Source organism: Archangium minus, assembly GCF_044360475.1.
Taxonomy (GTDB): Bacteria; Myxococcota; Myxococcia; order Myxococcales; family Myxococcaceae; genus Archangium; species Archangium minus.
Window position 1 is genome coordinate 7,059,020 of the sequence record NZ_CP043494.1, and the last position, 21,651, is coordinate 7,080,670.

The 21,651-nt window shown below is 67.9% G+C and carries 20 protein-coding genes; 12 read left to right on the top strand and 8 right to left on the bottom strand.

Annotation, left to right across the window (positions count from 1 at the left end; translation table 11 throughout):
* Positions 1 to 11: 11 nt before the first annotated feature.
* The 6 genes from F0U60_RS28560 to F0U60_RS28585 all read left to right on the top strand — a co-directional run bounded on the left by F0U60_RS28560 (position 12) and on the right by F0U60_RS28585 (position 8,062).
* Positions 12 to 1,505, top strand: coding sequence for a hypothetical protein (locus F0U60_RS28560; protein ID WP_395804228.1), 1,494 nt, complete (start codon positions 12 to 14; stop codon positions 1,503 to 1,505).
* Positions 1,505 to 2,683 (top strand): ARPP-2 domain-containing protein, encoded by a 1,179-nt coding sequence (locus F0U60_RS28565; RefSeq protein ID WP_395804230.1) that lies wholly within the window; start codon positions 1,505 to 1,507, stop codon positions 2,681 to 2,683. Before F0U60_RS28560 ends, F0U60_RS28565 begins: the two co-directional genes overlap by 1 nt.
* Positions 2,684 to 2,864: 181 nt before the next feature.
* Positions 2,865 to 4,472 (top strand): HEAT repeat domain-containing protein, encoded by a 1,608-nt coding sequence (locus tag F0U60_RS28570; RefSeq protein WP_395804232.1) that lies wholly within the window; start codon positions 2,865 to 2,867, stop codon positions 4,470 to 4,472.
* A 6-nt stretch (positions 4,473 to 4,478) separates the two neighbouring features.
* The gene (locus tag F0U60_RS28575) at positions 4,479 to 5,663 is read left to right on the top strand and encodes a DUF6348 family protein (protein WP_395804234.1); all 1,185 of its coding nucleotides are present in this window, start codon (positions 4,479 to 4,481) and stop codon (positions 5,661 to 5,663) included.
* 214 nt (positions 5,664 to 5,877) lie between these two features.
* The gene (locus F0U60_RS28580; RefSeq protein ID WP_395804236.1) at positions 5,878 to 6,903 is read left to right on the top strand and encodes an aldo/keto reductase; all 1,026 of its coding nucleotides are present in this window, start codon (positions 5,878 to 5,880) and stop codon (positions 6,901 to 6,903) included.
* 169 nt (positions 6,904 to 7,072) lie between these two features.
* Positions 7,073 to 8,062 carry an alpha/beta fold hydrolase gene (locus F0U60_RS28585; RefSeq protein ID WP_395804238.1) on the top strand — a complete coding sequence of 330 codons (990 nt, stop codon included), beginning with the start codon at positions 7,073 to 7,075 and terminating at the stop codon, positions 8,060 to 8,062.
* 29 nt (positions 8,063 to 8,091) lie between these two features.
* Here the strand turns inward: F0U60_RS28585 and F0U60_RS28590 are convergent, their stop codons facing one another.
* Genes F0U60_RS28590 through F0U60_RS28605 form a run of 4 tightly spaced genes read right to left on the bottom strand, consistent with a single transcriptional unit; the run spans position 8,092 to position 12,380 of the window.
* Positions 8,092 to 9,195, bottom strand: coding sequence for a hypothetical protein (locus F0U60_RS28590; protein WP_395804240.1), 1,104 nt, complete (start codon positions 9,193 to 9,195; stop codon positions 8,092 to 8,094).
* A 57-nt stretch (positions 9,196 to 9,252) separates the two neighbouring features.
* Positions 9,253 to 10,608 (bottom strand): CobW family GTP-binding protein, encoded by a 1,356-nt coding sequence (locus tag F0U60_RS28595; protein ID WP_395804242.1) that lies wholly within the window; start codon positions 10,606 to 10,608, stop codon positions 9,253 to 9,255.
* 43 nt (positions 10,609 to 10,651) lie between these two features.
* Positions 10,652 to 11,719 (bottom strand): WD40 repeat domain-containing protein, encoded by a 1,068-nt coding sequence (locus F0U60_RS28600; RefSeq protein WP_395804244.1) that lies wholly within the window; start codon positions 11,717 to 11,719, stop codon positions 10,652 to 10,654.
* 37 nt (positions 11,720 to 11,756) lie between these two features.
* Positions 11,757 to 12,380 (bottom strand): hypothetical protein, encoded by a 624-nt coding sequence (locus tag F0U60_RS28605; RefSeq protein WP_395804246.1) that lies wholly within the window; start codon positions 12,378 to 12,380, stop codon positions 11,757 to 11,759.
* Positions 12,381 to 12,601: 221 nt separating this feature from the next.
* On the opposite strand from F0U60_RS28605, the gene F0U60_RS28610 reads away from it, so the two are divergent.
* From F0U60_RS28610 to F0U60_RS28620, 3 genes are all read left to right on the top strand, one after another.
* Positions 12,602 to 14,197 carry an acyl-CoA carboxylase subunit beta gene (locus F0U60_RS28610; RefSeq protein ID WP_395804248.1) on the top strand — a complete coding sequence of 532 codons (1,596 nt, stop codon included), beginning with the start codon at positions 12,602 to 12,604 and terminating at the stop codon, positions 14,195 to 14,197.
* A 72-nt stretch (positions 14,198 to 14,269) separates the two neighbouring features.
* Positions 14,270 to 14,689: an archease gene (locus F0U60_RS28615; protein WP_395804250.1), complete on the top strand. Its 420-nt coding sequence runs from the start codon at positions 14,270 to 14,272 to the stop codon at positions 14,687 to 14,689.
* A gap of 33 nt (positions 14,690 to 14,722) precedes the next feature.
* Complete coding sequence (locus tag F0U60_RS28620) at positions 14,723 to 16,186, top strand: RtcB family protein (protein ID WP_395804252.1); 1,464 nt, start codon at positions 14,723 to 14,725, stop codon at positions 16,184 to 16,186.
* A 29-nt stretch (positions 16,187 to 16,215) separates the two neighbouring features.
* Here F0U60_RS28620 and F0U60_RS28625 read toward each other — a convergent pair whose 3' ends face one another.
* Positions 16,216 to 16,572 carry a DUF952 domain-containing protein gene (locus tag F0U60_RS28625; protein WP_395804254.1) on the bottom strand — a complete coding sequence of 119 codons (357 nt, stop codon included), beginning with the start codon at positions 16,570 to 16,572 and terminating at the stop codon, positions 16,216 to 16,218.
* The gene (locus F0U60_RS28630; protein WP_395804256.1) at positions 16,569 to 18,059 is read right to left on the bottom strand and encodes a carboxylesterase/lipase family protein; all 1,491 of its coding nucleotides are present in this window, start codon (positions 18,057 to 18,059) and stop codon (positions 16,569 to 16,571) included. Before F0U60_RS28630 ends, F0U60_RS28625 begins: the two co-directional genes overlap by 4 nt.
* A 226-nt stretch (positions 18,060 to 18,285) precedes the next feature.
* On the opposite strand from F0U60_RS28630, the gene F0U60_RS28635 reads away from it, so the two are divergent.
* A complete protein-coding gene (locus tag F0U60_RS28635; protein ID WP_395804258.1) occupies positions 18,286 to 18,849 on the top strand; it encodes a hypothetical protein in 564 nt (187 codons plus the stop codon).
* A 77-nt stretch (positions 18,850 to 18,926) separates the two neighbouring features.
* Here the strand turns inward: F0U60_RS28635 and F0U60_RS28640 are convergent, their stop codons facing one another.
* Positions 18,927 to 19,094 carry a hypothetical protein gene (locus tag F0U60_RS28640; protein WP_395804260.1) on the bottom strand — a complete coding sequence of 56 codons (168 nt, stop codon included), beginning with the start codon at positions 19,092 to 19,094 and terminating at the stop codon, positions 18,927 to 18,929.
* Complete coding sequence (locus F0U60_RS28645; protein WP_395804262.1) at positions 19,091 to 19,810, bottom strand: hypothetical protein; 720 nt, start codon at positions 19,808 to 19,810, stop codon at positions 19,091 to 19,093. The genes F0U60_RS28640 and F0U60_RS28645 overlap by 4 nt, the downstream gene beginning before the upstream one ends.
* A 193-nt stretch (positions 19,811 to 20,003) precedes the next feature.
* On the opposite strand from F0U60_RS28645, the gene F0U60_RS28650 reads away from it, so the two are divergent.
* Positions 20,004 to 20,723, top strand: a complete 720-nt coding sequence (locus tag F0U60_RS28650; RefSeq protein ID WP_395804264.1) for a dienelactone hydrolase family protein — start codon at positions 20,004 to 20,006, stop codon at positions 20,721 to 20,723.
* A gap of 44 nt (positions 20,724 to 20,767) precedes the next feature.
* A complete protein-coding gene (locus F0U60_RS28655) occupies positions 20,768 to 21,607 on the top strand; it encodes a class I SAM-dependent methyltransferase (protein ID WP_395804266.1) in 840 nt (279 codons plus the stop codon).
* Positions 21,608 to 21,651: the final 44 nt, after the last annotated feature.

Below are 21,651 nucleotides of genomic sequence, written 5' to 3' on the forward strand. Positions count from 1 at the left end.
GTGGACGTGTGATGGACGTGGCGTTGGCTCGCGCCGAGCAGGTCGCACGCGAGGACCTGGTGATGTTCGTGAACGCGTGCTTCTCCTGCACGGGGCAGCGCGAGTTCTACAACGACGCGCGCGGGCAGGCGGTCTCCATCGAGTTCCTGCACGCCTATATCCTGGGCAACTACCGCCGCCTCTATGCGCGGACGCTGGCCGCGGGCATTAACCACTTCAACCAGGCGCAGATCATCCTCAACCTGCTGGCCACCGGAAAGCAAACGCCGGCCACGGATCGGCGTGAGGAGGGAGCACTCATCGCGGCGGCGCTCCGGATGTTGCCACCGCAGCGGGCCTTCCGGGTGCTGGAGGTGCTGCGCGAACGGCGCATCAACAACCGCCGGACGCGCGCCATCGTCCAGGAGTATCTAGAGAGACGGCCAGACCTGGGGTTCGATGCGATCAAGTACCGAGCCAAGCTGCGGGCCGCGGTGGCGCACGGGCACCTGAAGCTCGGGGGCGAGCTCAATCCCTTCCTCTTCCACGGCTGGCGCAAGCGCGTGTTCACGACGCCGCTGCTGGAGAAGTTCCGCCAAGCCCACTACGACGCGTCCGCCCTCTTCGAGCTGCCCTTCACCGTCGCCGAGGGGTTGGCCGTGAAGCACGGCATTCCCCGTGACGTGTTCCTCACGCGTATCGAGCCGCGCCTCACCGCCGCCGAGCGGCTGCGCCTGCAGGGGTCGGCCGCTCGCGAGGACGGAGTGACGCTCTCATTTGAGCTGGGGCGCGCACCGCTCACGAAGCTGGCGCTCTACGTGCTCTCCTTGAAGCCGGAGGTGAGGCGAGAGCGACAAGCCGAGCTGCATGCCGCGATAGAGCAGGCAGCAACCCGCACGCTGCGCCGGGCCTCCGTGCCCCTGGGCCGGGTGGCCGCCGTGCTGGACAACAGCTACTCCGCCTCGGGCTCCACCGAGAAGCGCCGCCGCCCGCTGGGGGTGGCTCTCGCCGCGCATTACCTGCTGTCAGCCTCGGCCCGCGAGTACCGCGCCTTCTGGACGAGCCCCGTGCAGGATCCGCTCCTCATGGGCGCGCGGGGACAGACCGATCTGTCCACCCCGCTGCTCGATGCCCTGGACTGGAAGCCAGACCTGGTCGTCGTCGTGTCCGACGGCTACGACAATGATCCGCCGAACGCCGTGGCCGAGGTGACCCGCGTCTTCCGCACGAAGCTGGACCCGGCTCGTCGCACGTCCATCGTCCACGTGAACCCCGTGTTCGCCTCGGAGCTCTACGCCCCCCGAGGCATTGGCCTCCACGTACCCACGGTGGGCGTGCGGGATGCGGAGGATCTGCCGACGGTGCTCGGCTTCGCTCGCTTCGCGGAGGGCGCGGCCCCGCTGTCGGAGCTCGAGGACTATCTCGCGGCACGCGTGCGGCGGTTGATGGAGCGCGGTCAGCGGAGCCAGACGCGTGCGGAGCCCCAGGAGACCGCCGGAGCGTCCACTGTCGAGGAGGAGGAGTAATGGCCCGCACAGAGACGAAGCACCTCCTTCCCACGGGCTTGCGGCTGGCACCCGCGCAGGCGTGGGGCAGCATCCGCCTGGTGCCGGTGCTAAGGGATGAGGTGCGGGGAGATCTGCGCTTCGCCCGGCGGACGTACGATGACGATCTCACCGTCGTCGCGCTGAAAGGCGGGCTGATGGAGCCCGGGCTCAAGTACGTCTCCTATGTGCCGCACGGCCTGGTGATGGCGTGGGACGACCGGAGCCGGAGCGCGGCAGCGGCCTTCGGGACGCAGCTCCACAAGCCCGAGGGCAAGGCGCTGAAGGTGGGTCCGTTCACCGTCCGGTTGATGCACCGCATGGTGCACCGGGAGGAGAAGAACCGGCTGCGGCTGTTGCCGCTGCACCTGGCAATGGAGGGCTTCCTCGCCCTGCACTTCGGCGGACCGGAGGTGGCGTGGTCCGAGTACTCGCAGGAGGCCCTCTCCCGGGGGTTGAACCCCCGCGGCGAGTGGTCCGTAGGGGGCTGGGCGAGCACCGCCTTCGACGAGGCCCTGCGGCTCTTTGAAATCCACGAGCAGCAGGTGGGCGTGCTCATCTTCCATGCCGATCTGCTGTTGTCCGCCTTCATCGTCTCGCACCCCGAGGACTACCGCGCGCTGCACCGAGCGCTGGTGGAGGACTTCTACGGAGACCTGCTGCTCCAATACGGCTTCCTCGGAGACGTGCCGCCCCTGGGACTGTCTATCGATGAGCAGCGGGTATCCTCGGTCGGGGACCTACGGGCCGCCGTCGAGCAGATGAGGAAGGACTGGGCCAGCTTCCAGGGCTTCATGGCCGGGGGCCTCTTCGGCGTGGAGGTCTCGGCGAGCACCGTCTACGAGGCGGGGCCGTTCCAGCTCCAGCGCTTCGTCACCGGCCTGGTGCCCACCGAGGAGAACCACATCGGCGAGGTCATCGTGCGCGGGGACGGGACGCTCGAGTACCTCAAGACGTACCGCCTGTCGGCGGCGCAGACGCGGCGGGCCTACCTGCTCAAGCAGCTCGCGCATGCGGAGTGGAACCTGGAGCGCACTGCGGGGAATTTGAAGACAACCCGGGACGACCTGGTGGCGCGACTGAGCAATGCGGGCTTCGGCTACCTGCTCAAGGAGTCCGTGCTCGAGGCAGCCCTGCGGCGGCAGCAGGGCCGACGATAGATGGCTACCCACTTCTCTTCCTCTTTTGGAGGAGCCCGTTTTTAATCTCCCACACCTCGGGAATGACATCGTCATCATCGCTATCGACGTGGAAGTAACCTCTTGTTGAGCTCCAGCGATACCATCGGCGCCCAAGTCACACACGTCAGTCCTCCCGTCCCCGGCGCGTCCAGGAGCCGTTATGAGAAACCTCTCGCCACGTGCCCGGGCCCTGCTGGAGGCGCTGAACACGAAGACCAGCTTCCTCGAACAGCTGCGTGGTGCGCGAGGGCCCCACCGGGAGGCCCTGCTGCTGCAACTCGGAGAGCTGCGGGAACCGGCCCTGGTGCTGCCCCTCTTCCGGCTGCTGTTCACGAGCCAGAAGGGAGAGGCGCGCGCTCTCGCCGTCGCGCTGCACCACCTCCTCACCCACCTCAGCCCGGACGACGTGCGCGGCCTGGACGAGGCGCTGCGCCAGGCCAGCGACTACGAGCTGGGCTACCTCGACCTGGGTCCCCAGCACCTCGGCGACTTCGCGGCACTGTCCCCCTCGGTGGTGGCGCTGCTCGCGTGCCACGGGAATGGATACCTGCGACAGGCCGCCCTCCTGCACCTGGCCGAGAGCGGGAACGTGACCGCCTGGCCCTTCCTCCTCGTGCGCCTCAATGACTGGGTAGGCCCCGTGCGCGAGGCCGCACGACAGGCCGCGACGGCCATGCTGCCCCATGTCCCGGTGGAGCTGCTGGCCCGGCACCTCCCGCTGGTGGAAGCCTTGCGCCAACACAAGCGCGCCGACCACACGCCCTTCGTCGAAGCGGTGATGGACCGGCTGCGCCAACCGGACGCACTCACGTGGTTGGAGAGACACCTCCATGCATTGAAGAGGCACTCGCGCCGCACGGCCTTCCAGCTGTTGCTGAAGGGCCCGCGGGAGATGGCCCGACGCGCCGCCGATTTCGGTCTGGACGACCCGGATCCTCTGGTCCGGCGATTCGCGTTGGATCGGGTGGAGGCGCTCTTCTCCGACGAGGAGCTTTCGGGGCTGCTGGCGCGCCTGGAACGCTCCCCCTCCATGTTCATGCGGCGCGAGGCCTACTCGCTCTACATGCGGCGGGTGCCCGCGCTCAGAGAGGTCAAGGTGCACGAGGCGTTGATGGACTCCCACCGGGCCATCCGCGACCTGGCCCAGCGCAGACTCTCTGGCACCGTGGACGTCTCCGAGCTGTACAGGGCGGCGCTCCGGGAGATGCCTACGCGGCCTGGAGCCCTCGCCGGGCTGGGGGAGACGGGCAGCGCCTCGGACGTGCCATTGCTGGCCCCCTTCCTCTCTCATCCGCGCGTGGCGGTGCGGCGCGAGGCAGTCACGGCATTGGGACGGCTGGCAGGAGACAGCGGCGTGGAGGCCCTGCGCGAGCTCTTCCTCGACCCGGCACCGAGCGTCTGCCGGGCCGCGACCCAGGCCCTCACCCAGCGCGCGGGGCGCGTCACACCCGACTGGCTGCGCCGGTGCCTCCTCCGGCCGGGACTGGCGCCTCACACCCTCCGGCAGGCCCTCCTGCTCACCACGGCCCTGACGCGCTTCGAGGCCCTCCACCTGCTGCTCGACGCCGCCAATCTACCCGACGAGCTCGCACGTGAGCTGACCCGGGAGCATCTCAGGCACTGGCTGAACGCGTCCTTGCGGAGCTTCGCCGCCAGTCCATCGCCAGCGCAGCTCCAGACGCTGCGCGAGGCGGTGCGCTCGGCCCAGTACCTCGATCCCCAGATGGCCCGACAGCTGGACCACGTGCTGCGCGCCTATGAACCCTAACTGACCATGACCTCGACCTCCGCCACCCCGCCCCTGCGCGAGCTGTTGCAACTCCATGATGTGACCTGCCTCGACGAGGGCGACTGGCTGCGCCTGGGCCCTTCCGGCCCACGTGCGCAAGCGTGGTTCGTGAACGCCCAGTCCCACCCGAGCCACTGCTCCGTGCAGCTCGACGTGGTGCTCGAGCTGTGGGCCGGGAGGGTGCTCATCGAGTCCTTCGGGGGCTTCGGCAAGACGGCGCAGGAGGCCGAGCGGGATGCGTTTGAAAACCTCGCGCGCTGCTCCCTGCACGTCCTCCTGGGCGCGTTCGTCCGGCCACCCGATGAGCATGTGACCGTCGAGGAGTGGGAGCTCTCGGGAGTGCGCCGGCGGGTCATCCTGGGGAACATCCAGGGCCGTGGCGTACAGCCCTCCGCGGAGGCCACGCGCGCCTGGTTCCAGGAGCTGGAGCGCGCGCTCAAGGCCCTGCCGCTGGTCTCCGGTACCCACTGGCTGCGCGTCTATTACGCCCAGCAAGCGTCGCAGACCATGGTGCTCGAGGTCCTCCTCGACAACCAGGAGTGGCCCGAGCTGAAGGAAGCCCTGGAGAAGGCTCCCTGGCCGAGCGCGCCGGAGTTCCTCAGCCAGCGGCTGTTCCTGGTGCTCCAGGGCGGCGTGGATGTGAGCCGAGCGGTGGCAGCCTTCGTCGATCCTCCCGACCGTGACGATGAGCTCATCTACGAGGAGCTCCGGTCCCAGGGAGCCACGCCGTTGGAGGCCGAGAAGCTGGTGGCCTACCTCCCGCTGGCCTTCGGGCAGGTGCTGGTGCAACACATGGGGCCCCGCTTCCCCGACTCGGCCCTCTTCGTCACAGCGGGCACGCGGAACGAGCGGCCGGTGTTCCTTCCCGAGGATCCCCTGTGGTGCGAGTCCATCCGGCTCGCGGAGGAGGCGATCGCGGATGGCTCGCTGACACGGGATCAGTTCAACGCGATCGCCTTGCGCAGCAGCACCCTCCACGCCCTCAACAACGCGCTGAACGCGGGCTCGAAGCCCGAGGACCTCGTCTTTGCCCCGTCGGTCATCACGCTGTCCGCGGAGGCAGCGGCGGAGCTGCACAACCAAGCGCCAGCCATCCGGCCATCAGCCCCTGCCGCACCACCGCCCAACACGCCTGCCCCACCCCAGAAACCGTGGTGGAAGTTCTGGTGAGGCGGGGCGAAGTGCTTCCGAGCCCGCTCAGGAGAGCGCCCGGGTAAGGCTGATAGCCCAAGGCGCCGCGCCCTCGGTTGACGCTGGCTGCAATCTTCCGCTGAGACGCGGCCCGAAGTGCGCCGGAAGAAGGATTTACGGGGGCGTTAGATGGCAAAAATCCGATACCGTGGCGAGAAAGGACTGGTCACACAAACGACTGGGGAACAGGGAAATGATTAACTATACGGTGTTGGGAAAGACAGGGGCGGAGGTGAGCAGGGTTTGCCTCGGGGCCATGGCGATGGGAACCCTCATGGATAGAGACGAATCGTTCCGCACGCTTGACTTCTTCGCCGAGCAGAACGGGAACTTCATCGATACGGCGAACTGCTATTCCTGGTGGGTCGGGAAGGGGGAATTCGTCGGAGATGAGAGCGAGGCCATGCTCGGGGAGTGGATGCATGCGCGGAAGAACAGGGCTCGGCTTTTCCTCGCGACCAAATGCGGTGCCCGCCTCCGCGACCCACGGGCGATCCGCGACGCAGACGGAAACCCCCGCTGGGCCGAGGTCCCGTCGCATTACGAGGGCGCGTCGCGCCAGGTCATCCTTGGCGCCGTCAAGGACAGTCTCCGCCGCCTGCGCACAGATTATATCGACCTCTATTATATCCATCTCGATGACCGCAAAACCCCGCTCGAGGAAACTCTCGGCACGCTCCATGAGCTCGTTACCTCTGGCGTGATCCGCCATATCGGCTACAGCAATGTGCGGACCTGGCGGCTCGAGCGCATACGCTCAATCTGCGAGCGGAATGGCTGGGCACAACCGGTCGCGATCCAGCAGGAGTATAGCTTCCTGCGACCCGCCGCCGGCGCCAATCTGGGAGTCGCGGTCCATGCGGACGACGAGTTCTTCGACTATCTCGCGGAGAACCCCTCGATGACCCTGCTTGCGTACTCGCCCTTGCTGAAGGGTATCTATGCGAGCAGGGAGAAGCGGCTCGCGTATTACAACTGGCCCCTCTACGATACGCCCGATTCGGCCGCGCGCCTTGAACGGCTCGAGACAGTCGGGAACCGGCTGGGCCTCGACGGCAACACCCTGGTTCTCGCGTGGATGCTGCACCGAAAGCCAGCGATCATCCCAGTACTGGGAGGCAGCAAATTCAGCCACTTCCGGGAGAATCTCGCCGCGCTTGACGTTCGGCTCGAGCAGAATGTGATTGATTACCTGGATGGCAGGAGTCCATCGCTCTAGCCGAGGACTTCGGCCATGGTGCTCTCTTGTACGCGGAGGACGCGCCGACACTCGCCTGGGCACCGCTCGCGGCGTGGTTGCGGCTCCACTGACCTTGTGCTTCCGTGCGCGTGGGCCGCTCTCCAGCCAATGAGGGCGGCCTCCGCGAACTGTTGATGAGGGGGAAGCCATGGGTCTCGCATCGAGGCGCATCTGGAAGAGTCCGCCGCCGCTTTCGGACGCGGAGCTCGTGCGGCGCACCGCTCCGGGTAGCAGGTCCGCTGGAGCGCGGATCGCCAGGCTCCAGGAGGGCGCGCCCTTGACCTATTGGGAGTTCGGCGACCCGAGCGGCGCGCCGCTCATCGCGCTCCACGGGATGGGCGCGTCTGGGCTCATGTACTCGGCGCATGATGAATTCTTCCGAGCACGAGGACTGCGCTGCCTCGCGCCCAACCTCCTCGGAGGCCTTGCGGATCCGCCACCGTCGTCTCGGCTCGTCGACCTGGCGGCGAGCGTGATTCGCCTCGCGGATCACCTTCGCATCGAGAAGTTTCTGCTGATCGCCATCAGCTACGGCACGCTGGTGGCGCTGGGCGTCACGGCCCTTGCACCGAACCGGATCGAGCGCGCTGGACTGTTCGGGCCCCTGCTTCCAGGCCGCTGGATGACCGAGCACCCTGAAGTCACCAAGGGCGCTCGTCCGAATGATGCCGCGCTGTGGTCAACCGCGCAGCGCTTCCCTGCCCTGCTGTACCCGATGACAGCGTTGTTCGGGCTGTCCTCAACCGCGGCGAAGATCCGCAGCTTCGTGGACGCGAACCTCTCAGCCGAGGAGCGTGCGATGCTCCAGCCTGGGCATCCCTTTCACACCTACTTCGCGACACTCCTCGAGGAGTGCGGGCAACGCGGCTACTGGTACATGGCGTTCGGCGCGGAGCTCGCGTGGGGCCGAGAGCCTGGCTTCACGCTCGAGCAGGTGGATGAAGGCGGTGTTCCGCTCTTCCTGGAGACCGGTGCCCAGGACAACGCGCACCTACCGGCGATGGCGGAATACCTGCACCGCCGTGTGCGCCACTCGTCCTTGAACATTGTTGCCGGGCAGGGGCGCTTCGGCGGGATGGGCCCCCTGCTGGAAGCTGGCATCGATCGCTTCTTGGCGACGAGGACCCTCAACGCATAGGCGTGAGAGGGCCGATCGAAGACAAACGCCTATCCGCGTGGCTGCTCCGGCGCGGGCGCCGCATCCGCCGGCTTGCACTTCCGCTCGTACTCCTCCAGCGTGCGAGCAAAGCGCTCCTTCTCCGGGGCAGGCCACTCCGCCGGGAGCTTCTCCACCGCGCGGCGCTGAGCCAGGAGCGCCTGCTCACACTGGCCCGTGGCGGCCATCACCGCCGCGGAGGTCTCCAGGACGTAGGAGTTGCCCGGCGCCAGGGCTCGCGCACGCTTCGCAAGTGGGGCGGCCTCCGCGTAGCGGCCCCCCTGCACGTGAAGCCACGCCAGCTCGTTGGCCGCCCACCAGAAACCCGGCCTCAGCACATGCAGGTAGTGCAGGGAGTCCGCATACCAGGGGTCCTCGGGTGCCTGAATCGAGAGCAGGATCGCCAAGTCCGCCCATGCCGTGGAGCTCTGGGGGAACCTCGCCGCCCGGGCCCGAGCCCACTCGAGCCACTTCTCCGTTGTGAGGCGGTGGGTGGGCCCGGTTTTGATAGCGGTGGTGAAGGGTATCTCGATGGGGTGTCCGGCCAGGGTCGCGGGATGGTACCGCACCTTGGTGGCGTACTCGAGAACCGCCTCCGTGAGTCCATGGGGGCCCCCTTCCAACGCCGTACACTGCCGGGGCACTCCATCCACACCCACCCTGCAGTGAATGACCACGATGGCAAGGATTGGCCGCACGCGAGCCACCGCGGGGTCGTCCGACCAGAATTGGGGGAGCTTCTGCGGGGCCTTGTACTGCTCGCGCAGGAAGACGCACGCCTCCGAGAACCCGGACTCACAACTGGCCCAGAGGTCCTCCGCAGCCTGGCGGACCTGCTCCTCCGAGGCCTTTCCGCGCAGCACCTGGACTGCGTCCGCGAAGACACCGGGCGCCTGGGCGGGCTCCACGACGAGCGGAGTGGAGTTGTCGAGGACGCCCGGAGGAACCGGCACGAACTCGTCGAGCGACCCCGATTGCTGCTCTACGTACTTGGCCAGGATGAACGACAATCGTCCATGACTGGCGGGCAGCGTCGGCAAGTACGGGTTCGAGTGAGCGCAGCCCACCGTGAACAGGAGCAGGAGTGAGCAGAGGGAAAAGACAAAGCGGCACATGGGGCCGCATCCTATGTCCGAGACATCACTCCCTCTCAATACCCGTTCGCAACCGGGTTACTTGAGGCACTTGCGGAACCCCTCCGTGAGCGCCTCCCGATCCAGATTGCGGCCGATGAAGACGAGGTCGTTCGCACGCGGCGTCTTGCCCCAGGGCTTGTCGGGCTGCCCGTCAAAGAGCATGTGCACGCCCTGGAAGACGTAGCGGCTCTTCTGGCCCGCGATGGCGAGGATGCCCTTCATCCGGAAGATGTCCGTCCCCTGCTCTTGCAGCACCTTGGCCAACCAGGCATTCAGCCGGTGCTGATCGACCTCTCCCTCCAGGTGGATGCCCACGGACGTCACCGTCTCGTCATGCGAGTGGCCGGCGCCGAAGGCCTGCTCCACCCGGTGCTTCAGCGCGCCTCCCCCGGCATCCTCCACCCGCAGCGCGTACTCCTCCGGACCATGCTCCGTGAAGAGGGCGTAGAGCCCCTCGCGAGGCACCGTCAGGGGGTACACCTTGCGGCCCCGATCCTTCGCGAAGTCGAGCTGGAAGTGGGTGTTCCCCGCGGCGAGGGCTCCGCCGGAAACGCGGCGCGAGGGCGAGCGCGACCAGAAGCGCACGGCCTTCTCCGCGCCCTCCTTCAGCCCCGCCTCGTCGGCCGAGTCCACCGGCACGAAGGCGACGTCCATCGACGCGTCCGGGCCATCCCCGAGGACGAGGCGGGCCTGGCCCGGCTGGAGCGAATAGACGCCACCCCACTCAAAGGGGTACTCGGGCTCGAGGAAGGCGGGCTTCTGCTTCAGCGCCCGCCCCAGGTCGAATCCGCCCACGTCGAGCACGCTCTCGATGGGAATCTGTCCCCTCACCGTCCGGTGGATACGGGCCAGGGCGTTCATGCTCCGGATGCGGCGCTCCACGCGCTCAACCTCCTCCGGCGTCACCAGGTCCGTCTTGTTGATGATGATGACGTCCCCGAAGGCGATCTGCTCCTTGCACTCGTCGCTGTCGTCGATGTGCAGCGAGACGTGCTTGGCGTCCACCAGGGTGACGATGCCGTCGAGCTTGAACTGGGAGCCAATCTCGTCATCGACGAAGAACGTCTGTGCCACGGGGCTTGGGTCCGCCATGCCCGTGGTCTCCACGAGGACATGGTCGAACTTGTCCTTGCGGCGCATGAGGCTGCCGAGGATGCGGATGAGGTCTCCCCGCACCGTGCAACAGATGCACCCGTTGTTCATCTCGAAGACTTCCTCGTCCGCGTTGATGACGAGCGCCTGGTCGATGCCAATCTCCCCGAACTCGTTTTCGATGACGGCGATGCGCTTGCCGTGCTGCTCCGTCAGGATGCGGTTGAGGAGCGTCGTCTTGCCCGAGCCCAGAAAGCCGGTCAGGACGGTGACAGGAATCTTCTTCTCCGAAGTCGCCAAGGCATTGCCTCCTTGAAATCGCGGGTACAGCCAAGAGGTGGGGTCAGTGCCGCATGGAAGACGCGAAGCGCCACGCCAGCAGGCGCCCGCAGGCCCCAATCGCTACCACCATGGACCTGTCCGGTGAGAGCGTCAGCCCTTCAAGGGCCACGTCCGCATGGAGCGCCCAGAGCGGGCGCCGCCCCCGAGTGGGGTACCAGCCACAAAGCTGCCCGTCCTGCCCAGTGGACAACAGCAGCTCGGAGCCCGCGCCGTCCTCGAGGAAGGCGAGCCCCGTCACCCGCTCCGAGTGGGCCCTCAGGGGATGCGGGCGCTGCTGATCGCGAACCCGGGAGCCCAGCTCCCAGACGACGACCTGCTCGGCGTCCCCGGTAGCCAGGAGGTTACTGGCGGAGTTCCACGCCAGCGTGCGGACCTTGGTCCGGTAACCCGGCATGTCATAGGAGTCGACCTTGGAGGAGCGCAGGGCCCAGAGCCGGACGCTCGCGTCCTGCTTGCCCGCGGCGATGTAGCGACGGTTCGGGCTGATGGCGACGGCGAGGACCGCGCCCTCTGCGTCGAGCGTCTCCAGCGGCCGCTTCCGTCCCGCCTCGAGCCGGTGGAGTCCGCCGTTGCACGAGGAGATGATGCCCGTGCCGCTCGCGCTCCACTGGATGGAGGTGACGGTACTGGCATGCTGCTCGTAGCCGCCCTTCAGGGCGCCCCGGCGAGACCAGATGCGGACAGCGCGCCCCGCCGCCGCGGCGAGATGGCCCCCCGATGGCGACCACTGGACGTGCTCCACCCAGGCGCCGCCGGCTTCCCAGGCGTGGAGCTCCTGCCACGAATCCAAGGCGTGGACGCGGACCCGGCCGTCCCATCCTCCCGTGGCGAGCTGCTCACCGTCCGGTGAGAAGCTCACCGCCAGCGTTCCGTCCGCATGTCCAGGCAGCTCCCGGAGGAGCACGCCGGACCTCGCGTCGACGAGAACCACGGGACCGCCAAAGGTAGCCGCCGCGATGCGGAGCCCCTCCGGAGAGAAGGCCACCGCGCTGATGCCTTCCGGCAGCTCAATGTCGAAGAGCTGCATGGGCCCGCGGGCCCCCTTACGCTTGCCTCTCGTGGATGCCATGGCCCCCTCTTCCTTTTCACGTTCGCGCCCGGCGCACTCAGCCCAGGAGGGCCTGCAGGCCCGATACGCCCATCCACGCACCGAGCCCAATGCCCAGTGCGCTGGTCGTCTTGAGAATGCGGGCGCGCCAGCGCTCCGAGTTCCGGACGACGAAGCCCAGAGGCAGCGACAGGAGGATGGTGAGCAGCACCATGCCCACGGAGACCCCCACGCCGAACAGGAGGAGGAACAAGAAGGCGGCGAGCCGCTCGTGAACGGTGGCGAGCGCGAGGAGCGCAATGCCCGCGGAGCCCGCCAGACCGTGAACGAAGCCCACCATCACCACGCGCCAGGAGTGCGGCTTCGCGTGCTCGGGGCTTTCGGGCAGCGGGCAGTCCGCGTGGTGCCACTGCACGGCCCCCAGGACGATCAGCAGAACGGCGACGAGGAGCTCCATCACCGGCTCCCAGGCGTCCGGCACCGACAGCTGCCCGCCGACGAGCACCGCCCCGACCGCGAAGAAGGTGGCCGAGTGGCCCAGACTCCAGAGAAGCGCCGTGCGCACGGCCGCCCGGAAGCCCTGCCCGGCCCTCAACAACGAAGCGATGGCGCAGACATGATCCGCGTCCGAGGCGTGACGAAGCCCGAGGACCAACCCGAGGCTCAGGGCACTTTCCAGCATGCGAGTTCCAAGGCGAGAGGAGCACCTCTGTTATCGCACCCAAACTTCTATTGCAACTCGATTACATTAAATACCCACCAGGATTGAGCGCCCCAGCCCGCGCAACCCCACCTCCTGCGTTGGGACCACCTCCGGGCCTGGGCGAGTGGGCCTATTGAGGGGCGCCCCGTACTCATGCTGCGCTGGTGCCTGCTGGCATCCCGAGGCATCATCCCTCGCCCATGAGCAACACGAATGGCGACGGCCACAAGTCATCCACCGGTGAGGTTCGCCCCGAGCTCGCAGAGCTCCGCGAGCGTCTCGCGGCAACCACGGACGCCGGCCGTCCGGACGCAGTCGCCAAACGGCGCAAGACCGGCCAGCGCACCGCCCGGGAGAACATTGACGACCTCGTCGACCCGGGGAGCTTCGTCGAGTACGGAGGGCTCGCGCTCGCGGCACAGCGCTCGACCCGCTCTCTGGAGGACCTCATCCGGGCGAGCCCCGCGGATGGCCTCGTCTGCGGGCTTGGCACCGTCAACCGCGCCCTCTTCGATGACGAGCGTTCGCGCACCCTGGTGATGGCATACGACTACTCGGTCTTCGCCGGTACCCAGGGGCTCATGGGCCACCAGAAGCTCGACCGCATGCTCGCGCTCGCCGCGCAGTGGCGCGTGCCGGTGGTGCTCTTCGCCGAGGGCGGTGGCGGGCGCCCGAACGACACGGATACGCACACCGTCGCTGGATTGGATACGCCCAGCTTCCTGTCCTTCGCCTCACTCTCGGGGCTCGTCCCCCGTGTCGGCATTGCCTCCGGGCGCTGCTTCGCCGGGAACGCGGCGCTGCTGGGCTGCTGCGACGTCATCATCGCGACGGACAACAGCAACATCGGGATGGGGGGCCCGGCGATGATCGAAGGAGGCGGGCTCGGGACGTTCGCGCCAGAGGAGATTGGCCCCGCGGACGTCCAGACCCGCAACGGTGTCATCGACGTCCGCGTGCGCGACGAGGCGGAGGCGGTGGCCGTCGCGAAGCAGTACCTCTCCTACTTCCAGGGAGCGATTGCTCCAGGCGTGTGTGCCGACCAGGCGGCGCTGCGAGAGGCCCTGCCCGAGAACCGTCGCCGTGCCTACAAGATTCGGCCCATCATCGAGACGCTGGCGGACACGGGGTCCGTGCTCGAGCTGCGCCGGGACTTCGGGCGAAGCCTGGTGACGGCGCTGGTGCGAATTGAGGGACAGCCGCTTGGGCTCATCGCGAACGATACGTTCCACCTCGGCGGCGCCCTCGATGCGAATGCCTCCGACAAGGCTGCGCGCTTCTTCCAGCTGTGCGACGCCTTCGGGCTCCCCATCGTGTCGCTGTGTGACACCCCCGGGTTCATGGTGGGACCGCAGGCCGAGACAACCGCCCTCGTGCGCCACGTCTCCCGCATGTTCGTGAATGCAGCCAGCCTCTCGGTCCCGTTCTTCACGGTCGTCCTGCGGCGAGGCTACGGGCTCGGCGCGCAGGCGATGGCCGGCGGGCACTTTCACGCGCCGTTCTTCATCGTGTCCTGGCCCACGGGCGAGTTCGGGGGAATGAACCTGGAGGGGGCTGTCCGCGTCGGCATGCGCAAGCAGCTCGAGGCCATCGAAGACCCGGCGGCTCGCGAGGAGATGGCCCAGGCGATGATTGCCGAGGCCCATCGGCGCGGGAAGGCGCTCAACATGGCCTCTCTCTTGGAGATCGACGCAGTGATCGATCCCGCGGAGACCCGCTCCTGGATTCTCCGGGGCCTGCGCTCCGTCCCCCGCCCGGTGCGCGACGGGCGGCGCAGGTTCATCGACACCTGGTGAGGAGGAGCGCTTGCTCCCAACCGTGGACGCCACCACGTTGAGAAGGGAGTCCTCTACCCAGGGAGGTGGTCCGTGGAGGCGGGCACCTACCAGTTCGAGCCGCACACCGGGGAGGTCCGGATCCGCATCGAGGGCTACAGCCTGTCGGAGCTCTTCGAGGAGGCGGGGTATGCGTTAGCCGAGCTCATGCTTGGCGAGGAACGGCCAGAGACGCCGCCTGACGCGGAGGAGGAGCACGTCACGCTCGAGGCGGCGGACACCGAGGCCCTGCTCGTCGACTGGCTTAACGAGCTCATCTCCCGCGCGGACGCGCGAAAGCGGGTCTACACGGACTTCGTCGTGGACGGCCTCTCCGAGCGGAAGCTGCACGCCCGGATTCGCGGCTTCACGCCCCAGGTGCTCAAGACCGCGGTGAAGGCTGCCACCTTCCATGGGTTGGAGATCCACGAGCACGAGGAGTGCTTCATCGCCACCGTCGTGCTCGACGTCTGATCCCATCGCGGCCCCGGCCGCCTCGAGGCGAGCATGGAACCCACCGTCGAAGTCCAGCAACGGCTCTCACCGCTCCTTCGCCAGCTCGGCCCGGCGCTCTACGAGCTGGACCCGAGCTTCCGTGAGGACATGCGCGTGCCGGCCCGGATTGTCGCCGACGAGGAGTTGCTCCAGCAGATGTCCCAGGATCACAGCATCCTCCAGCTCGTCAATGTGACGACGCTGCCTGGAATCCAAGGCTTCGCCATCGGCATGCCAGACATGCATGAGGGCTACGGCTTCCCCGTGGGCGGCGTAGCAGGCACCCTGCTGCCCCATGGGGTCATCTCTCCTGGAGGAATCGGGTTCGACATCAACTGCGGAGTGAGGCTGCTCTCCACTGGGCTTCTCCACGAAGAGGTGGAGGCGCTCTTGCCAGCCCTGGCCCACGACCTGGCCCGGAGCATTCCCACGGGCTTTGGTCGCCACGGCCGGCTGTCCCTGGACGCGGAGCAGCTCGACCGGGTCCTCGCCGAAGGGGTCCCCTACGTGGTGGACGTCCTGGGACTGGGGAGGCGGGAGGACCTCCCACACATCGAGGCGGGTGGCCACCTCCCCGGCGCCGATGCGTCCAGGATCTCCGTCCGGGCCAGGGAACGGGGGCATGATCAGCTCGGGACGCTCGGCGGTGGCAATCACTTCCTCGAGCTGCAGCGCGTGGAGCGCATCTTCGACCCGGAGGCCGCCACGGCGTTCGGGCTGTTCGAAGGGCAGCTCACGATCCTCATCCACACCGGCTCTCGCGGGCTGGGACATCAGGTCTGCACGGACGCCGTACGGGAGATGGACCAGGCCTTGGCCCGCGAAGGCATCCGGCTGGTGGACCGGCAGCTCGCCTGCGCACCGTTCTCGTCACCCGAGGGGCAGAACTACTACGGTGCCATGTGCGCCGCGGCCAACTTCGCCTGGTCCAACCGGCAGGTGCTCACCCACCGGGTGCGTGAGGTGTTCAGCCGGAGGCTCGGTTCCCAGCCCGAGAGCTGGCCACGGATCGTCTATGACGTGGCCCACAACATCGCCAAGGTGGAGACCTACGGAGGGAAGCGCCTGTGCGTCCACCGCAAGGGCGCGACACGAGCGTTCGGCCCGGGGAACAAGGAGCTGCCCGCGGCCTATCAGCAGGTCGGCCAGCCGGTGTTCATCCCCGGCAGCATGGGCACGGCCTCCTTCGTGCTGGCGGGGCGGAGCGAGTCGCAAGTCATCTCGCTCAGCAGCGCCTGTCATGGAGCGGGTCGGCGGCTGAGCCGGACCGCCGCGAAGCGTCAGGTCGTCGGCGCGGAGCTGCGCAAGGCGCTGAATGCCCAGGGCATCATCGTGGAGTGCCCCTCGAACGCGGAGCTCGCGGAGGAAGCCCCCACCGCCTACAAGGACGTCGATCGGGTGGTGGACACGGTGGAGACCGCGGGAATCGCCCGGAAGGTGGCACGGCTGGTGCCCCTGGCGGTGCTCAAGGGCTGAATGTCCCGGTAGACGTCACCCTTCCGGCTTCACGGCACCTCATGGGGGAAGACATGCTGCCCGTCTTCGCCTAGCGGCAGCGAGACCTCCGACAACACGGCCGACATGGGGAGTGGGCCATACAGGTGCGGGAACAGCCCCGGGCGACGGCCACCCGAGGCCGGCTCCCAACGCAGCGCGGAGCCGAGTGCCGCCGGGTCGACGGCCACCAGCCACAGATCACGTTCCCCCGAGCGGTGCTTGCGCGCGCTTTCTCGTACCTGCTCGGCCGTGGACAGATGCAGGAAGCCGTCGCGCGTGTCGTCGGCCGAACCGAAATAGGCACCAAGCGTCTTGGCGGCCCGCCAGTCGGCGCCGCGGACGAGCGTATAGATGGGGGCGTTCATGCCCTGGGAAGATATCGCGCGGCCGGCATGTCTCGCGCCGTGAACGTCGTGCCCGTCTCCAGCGCGCACACCTGCCGCGTGGCAGCATCATATTCTGGCCAGGGCAGCGTCCCGTCGGTCGAGAAATCCACCCAGAGCCGGTGGATGCGATCGGCGAGTGCCTGCGGCGGTGCGGTCCCGGTGAGTCCCTCCAGACCGGTCGTGCACTTCAGCGTGTCGAAGACGAAGGGCAGCTCGAGCCCATGGCACGCACCCAGCTTGCCGCCGCAGGCAGGAGAGCGCCACCCGAACTCGTAGACGTGCGTGCGTCCGTGGTGCGCCGCCGCGAACTGACGCGCGGGCCAGCGGAAGACCAGGTCGCTCATGGCCGCACTCAGCACCTCCCCTGCCCTTCGGCCCTTCTGGTTCAAGCCATAGTCCTCGAGGATGGCGCGGGCGCCACGCACCCTTCGGCTGAGCGCGAGCGTCGCCATCCAGCCGTAGATCCTCAGCCGAGCTTCGACCAGCACGAGATAGAGGTTCATCTCCTCCGCGTTCGTTCCGATCAGCAGGTCCACCTCGGCGCCGGCTCCCTTCGCGAGCGCCGTGAGTGGCGGTACGGGCAGCACGTCGTCGCCATGGACTGGCAGGAAGGAACTCAGACCAAAGGCGGGATCCAGCCCCGTCTCGTCGCGCAGGTCGACGCCGGAGAAGGGCCGCGAGAGCTTTTCGAGCGCGGCGAGACACTCCTCGACCGTGCGGCGGCGGAAGCCCTCGACGTCGGGCGTGACGCGCAAGAGCTTCGCCATCCGATGGACCAGCCGGGCGGCGACCTCGGGTGGGCGCACCATCGCGCCATGGCCGCTCTGCACGATCGCCCGACGGAACAGGCCCTTTGCCAGGGGCGAGGAGAGGAGGCTGGCGACTGCCATCGCGCCGGCGGACTCGCCGAAGACGGTGACGTTCCCCGGATCGCCGCCGAAGGCCGCGATATTCTCCTGGACCCAGCCAAGCGCGGCGAGCTGATCGCGCAAGCCCAGATTGGTGGGGGCGCCTGGGACGGGCAGGAAGCCTTCCACGCCCAGCCGGTAATTGATCGCGACGCAGACCACGCCCGAGCGCGCGAAGCCGCTGCCGTCGTTCACAGTGGCGTCGTTGCTCCCGCCCACGAAACCGCCACCATGAATGAAGACCATGACCGGCAGGCCCCTGGCCGAGACGTCCGGCGTCCAGACGTTCACGTTCAGGAAGTCGTCCCCGCGTCGCCAGCCGCGACCGACCAGCGGGTCGAGGTCAAGCCCCGGCAACGGCCGATGGAGCTGCGGCGCGGTAGGACCCGGCGCGGAGGCGTCCCGAACGTCTGCCCATGGCTCGGGCGGCCGCGGGAGTTGGAACCGCCGGCTCCCCAGCGGCGAGGCGGCATAGGGGATGCCCAGGAATCGCGCGATGCCATTGCCAGCCATGCCGCGGATGCGGCCGGAAGACGTGGTGACGACGGGATGATCCATGACCCAAGCTCCTGAAAATCGCCGCGGCGACAGCCGTCGCCGGACACCGCAACCTAGCCGGAATGGGAGGTGGATCCGCTGGTGCGCAATGGCCTGCTGGTGACCGCGGGCCTCGCCCTGGTGTTCGAAACCCGGCGAAGCGTGGCGCGCGACAGGTCACCCCTTTGTGGGGGCCTGATTGTTTGTGCTCCCATAACATGTCTTTTCGCTTTTCAGGAGGTTCGACATGGGAGTTGGAGGCGCGGATCGTTCTGGAGGAGCAGACTCTGCCAGCAGGGGTGCGGACGCCGCCGCAAAGGCTGATGCCGCTGCGAAGGCTGCGGAGAAGGCGAAGGCCGCAGAGAAGGCGAAGGCCGAGAAGGCAAAGGCCGAGGAGCGGGCCAAGGCAGCGGAGATGGCCAAGGCGCTGGACCGCTACCGGGACATCTTCACGCCCAAGGATGAGGCGCTGAAGTCGCCCTACTCGCAGGTCCTCGGGGCCGGGCTGGACTTCGCGAAGAACTACCATGACATGAAGGCCGCGTCGGTGATTGGCGCGGACTCCTACTTCCACTGCGCGGCCAACTACGAGGCCGCGAGCCGCGGGGTGTTCGGGGCCGGGGCGGCTGTGGGCGCGAGCATTGCTCGGGAGATCAGCGATGCCTACCGGGGCAAGAGCGACTGGGGTTCATTCGCCAGTGACATGGCCGCCAATGCGCGCGGGTGGGCCTCCGGCGCCACCGGCTGGCACGACTCGTACCAAGAGGCCTGCGACCCCGTCCGGCCCAACGGCCTCCCCGACAAGTACTGAGGCCACCACCTCCGCCCCTCCTCGTACTGGAGGGGCCGGAAGCCAGGAGGACCGACCCACTCCCCTTCCTGCGGTACCTACCCTGTCTTCGTCGCCAGGAACCTGTTCCCGGTGAGCGCGGTGAGCTCCTGGCGAATGCGGGCCGCCGCCCACTCGAGCTCCTCGCGAGGCAGTCCCTCTCCGACCGCCACCGTCTTCCCGTCTCGCCGCTCGATGACGAGCATGGGAACGGTGGCCCCACTCACACGAAGCAGGCCTCCCGTCCGCTCGCGCACGTCGACGTCCTGGATGAGCCCCGCTGCCCACCGTGTCGTCGGGTGCTCCCGAGCTCCGACGCTTTCCAGCTCCAGTCCCTGTCGCGACACGGTGATGCGCCAGGAGGAGTGGACGCTCTCGTGCTCGCGAGCGCGGAGTCCGCCTCGAAGCCCCGCAGCCGGGCCACCCGCTCGGACTCGAACGAACGCACGCGTCCATCGTCCACCTGCAGCCCCCGCCGCATGTGGCGGGCCACCGCCTCGGCCAGCTCCAGCGCCTCGTCGTAGTCGTCACTGCCCGCGAGGGTCTCGGACTTCGACACCCCGGTGAGATGAATCGAGTAGGTGTGGGGACGCCAGTCGGAGCTCGTCCCCTTCGAGGTGACGAGCTGCACGCGGTCGGTGTCCGCCACCACCCTGTTCCGAGTGAAGAGGGGGACTCCGAGACCCCAGCGCCAGGAGGCCCGTTGGGACACCCGGTGGAGGGTGACTTCCCACGCGCCCAACGTGTAGTAGAGGCCGAAACTGACACCGGCCAGCCCGTAGACCACGAACTCGAGGTTCACCTCGAGCCGCATCAGCCAGGCCATCCCGGCGGACAAGGCCAAGATGCCGAGGCCCTTGAGGACGTCCGGCAGCCTGCGCTGCCTCCGGATGACGAGCTTCGCGTCATCAAGCCACCACCGGTTGCTGCCACATTTCTTCATCGGTGGGGAAACTACCCAAGTGCCCCGTGTCTTTCGAGGCGCTCACCTGATGAAGTGTTCCGTACGTCCGACACCTCCCCTGCTCGTGACACCTTCCTCTCGACGGGCATTCTTGTTCTACCCTCTGGCTCCGGCCATGGTCCGCGGGCGCTGCCGTGGGAGCCATCAACCGTAAGCGGAAGGAAGCAAGACGATGAGCGTACGTGGCGAGTGGGTTGAGCTGGGCGATGGGCTACGGGGCTATTACGCACGGCCCGAGGGGGCAGGACAGTTCCCGTCCGTCGTGATCTACATCGAGGCCTTTGGCCTCAACGAGCATTTCAAGCGGCTGACCGAGCGCTTCGCCGACGCCGGTTTCGCGACGATAACGCCCGACCTCTACGACGGAGCCGTCTATGCGTACGACGATCTGCCCAACGCCCTCGCTCACCTGAAGCGCATGGACGACGACACCGTCTTGGCGCGGACGGAGAAGGCGCTCGACTTCCTTGCGGCCCGGGAGGAAGCCGACTGGACCTCGGTCGCGGTGATCGGGTTCTGCATGGGGGGCCGTTATGCGTTCCTCGCCAACGCCGCGCTGGCGTCGCGGTTCAAGGCGGCCGCCGCGTTCTATGGCGGCGGGATCGGCCCGGTCGAAGACGCCTTCGGCCGCAAGACCCTGCTCGAGCGCGTGGGGGACATGCAGGCGCCGATTCAACTGTGGTACGGCGCGGAGGACCCCTTCATCCGGCCGGATGAGCATGGGCGCATCGCCGAGGCGCTGAGCAGGGCGGGCAAGCAGTACACCCTGTCGGTGTTCCCCGGGGCCACCCATGGTTTCTTCTGCGAGGACCGGGAGAGCTACGACAAGGACGCCGCACGGAAGTCGTGGCGCGCCACCACGGCGTTCTTCCACGAATACCTGGGATCCTGACGGCGCCGGTCAACACGGTTCGTGCTCTCGCCTGGAGTCCAGACATGACAACCCAGAAGCCGCAGACGCAGACGTGGTGGGCCGAGCGCGCCGCCGTCATCCGCCGGTATGACGAGATGGAGTCCCGCCTCACGGCGTCCGTCAGCGAGCGGATGCTCGACCTGGCGGGCCTCCGGCCAGGGATGAGGGTGCTGGATGTGGCCTCGGGGATGGGCGAGCCCTCCCTGCGCGCCGCGCAACGGGTGGGCCCCTCCGGCTTCGTGCTGGGAACGGACCAGTCCGACGAGATGCTGGAGGCTGCACGGGAGAAAGCCCGCGCCCTGGCCCTCTCTCATATCGAGTTTCGCGTCGCGGATGCGGAGACGCTCGAGGTGCCGGAGCAGTCCTTCGATGCGGCGACCGTGCGGTGGGCGTTGATGTACATGCGCCGGCCCGAGCAGGCGCTGGAGCGGCTGTGGCGGGCGCTGCGTCCCTCGGGGCTGCTGGTGTGCGCCTGCTGGGGGGCGCCCGAGCAGGTCGAGTACGCGTCACTGTCGCGCCAGTGCCTCTCCCGCTACCGTCCGCTTCCCCCCGTGGAGCCCGACGCCCCGAGCGTGTATCGCTTCTCCGACCCCGAGCGCCTACGACCGCTGTTGGCGCGCAGCGGCTTCACGCTGGAGCACGCCGAGTCCATGCATGTCCCCGTGATGGAAGCGGAGGATGGGGCGGGAGTCGTGCGCTGGCTTCGCGATCTCGGAGGCCCCCTGTGGAAGCTCGTGGAGGAGTTGCCACAGGAGGCGCGGCGAGCGTGGGAGGAGGATGTGGCCCGCGAGAGCGAGCACCATCGGGTGGGCGACAAGGTCCAGCTCGGCGGAGTGACGTGGCTCGTCGTGGCCAGGCGGTGAGGACCCAGGGGTCGGACCACCTGCCCCAACCCCTGCGGTCCAGA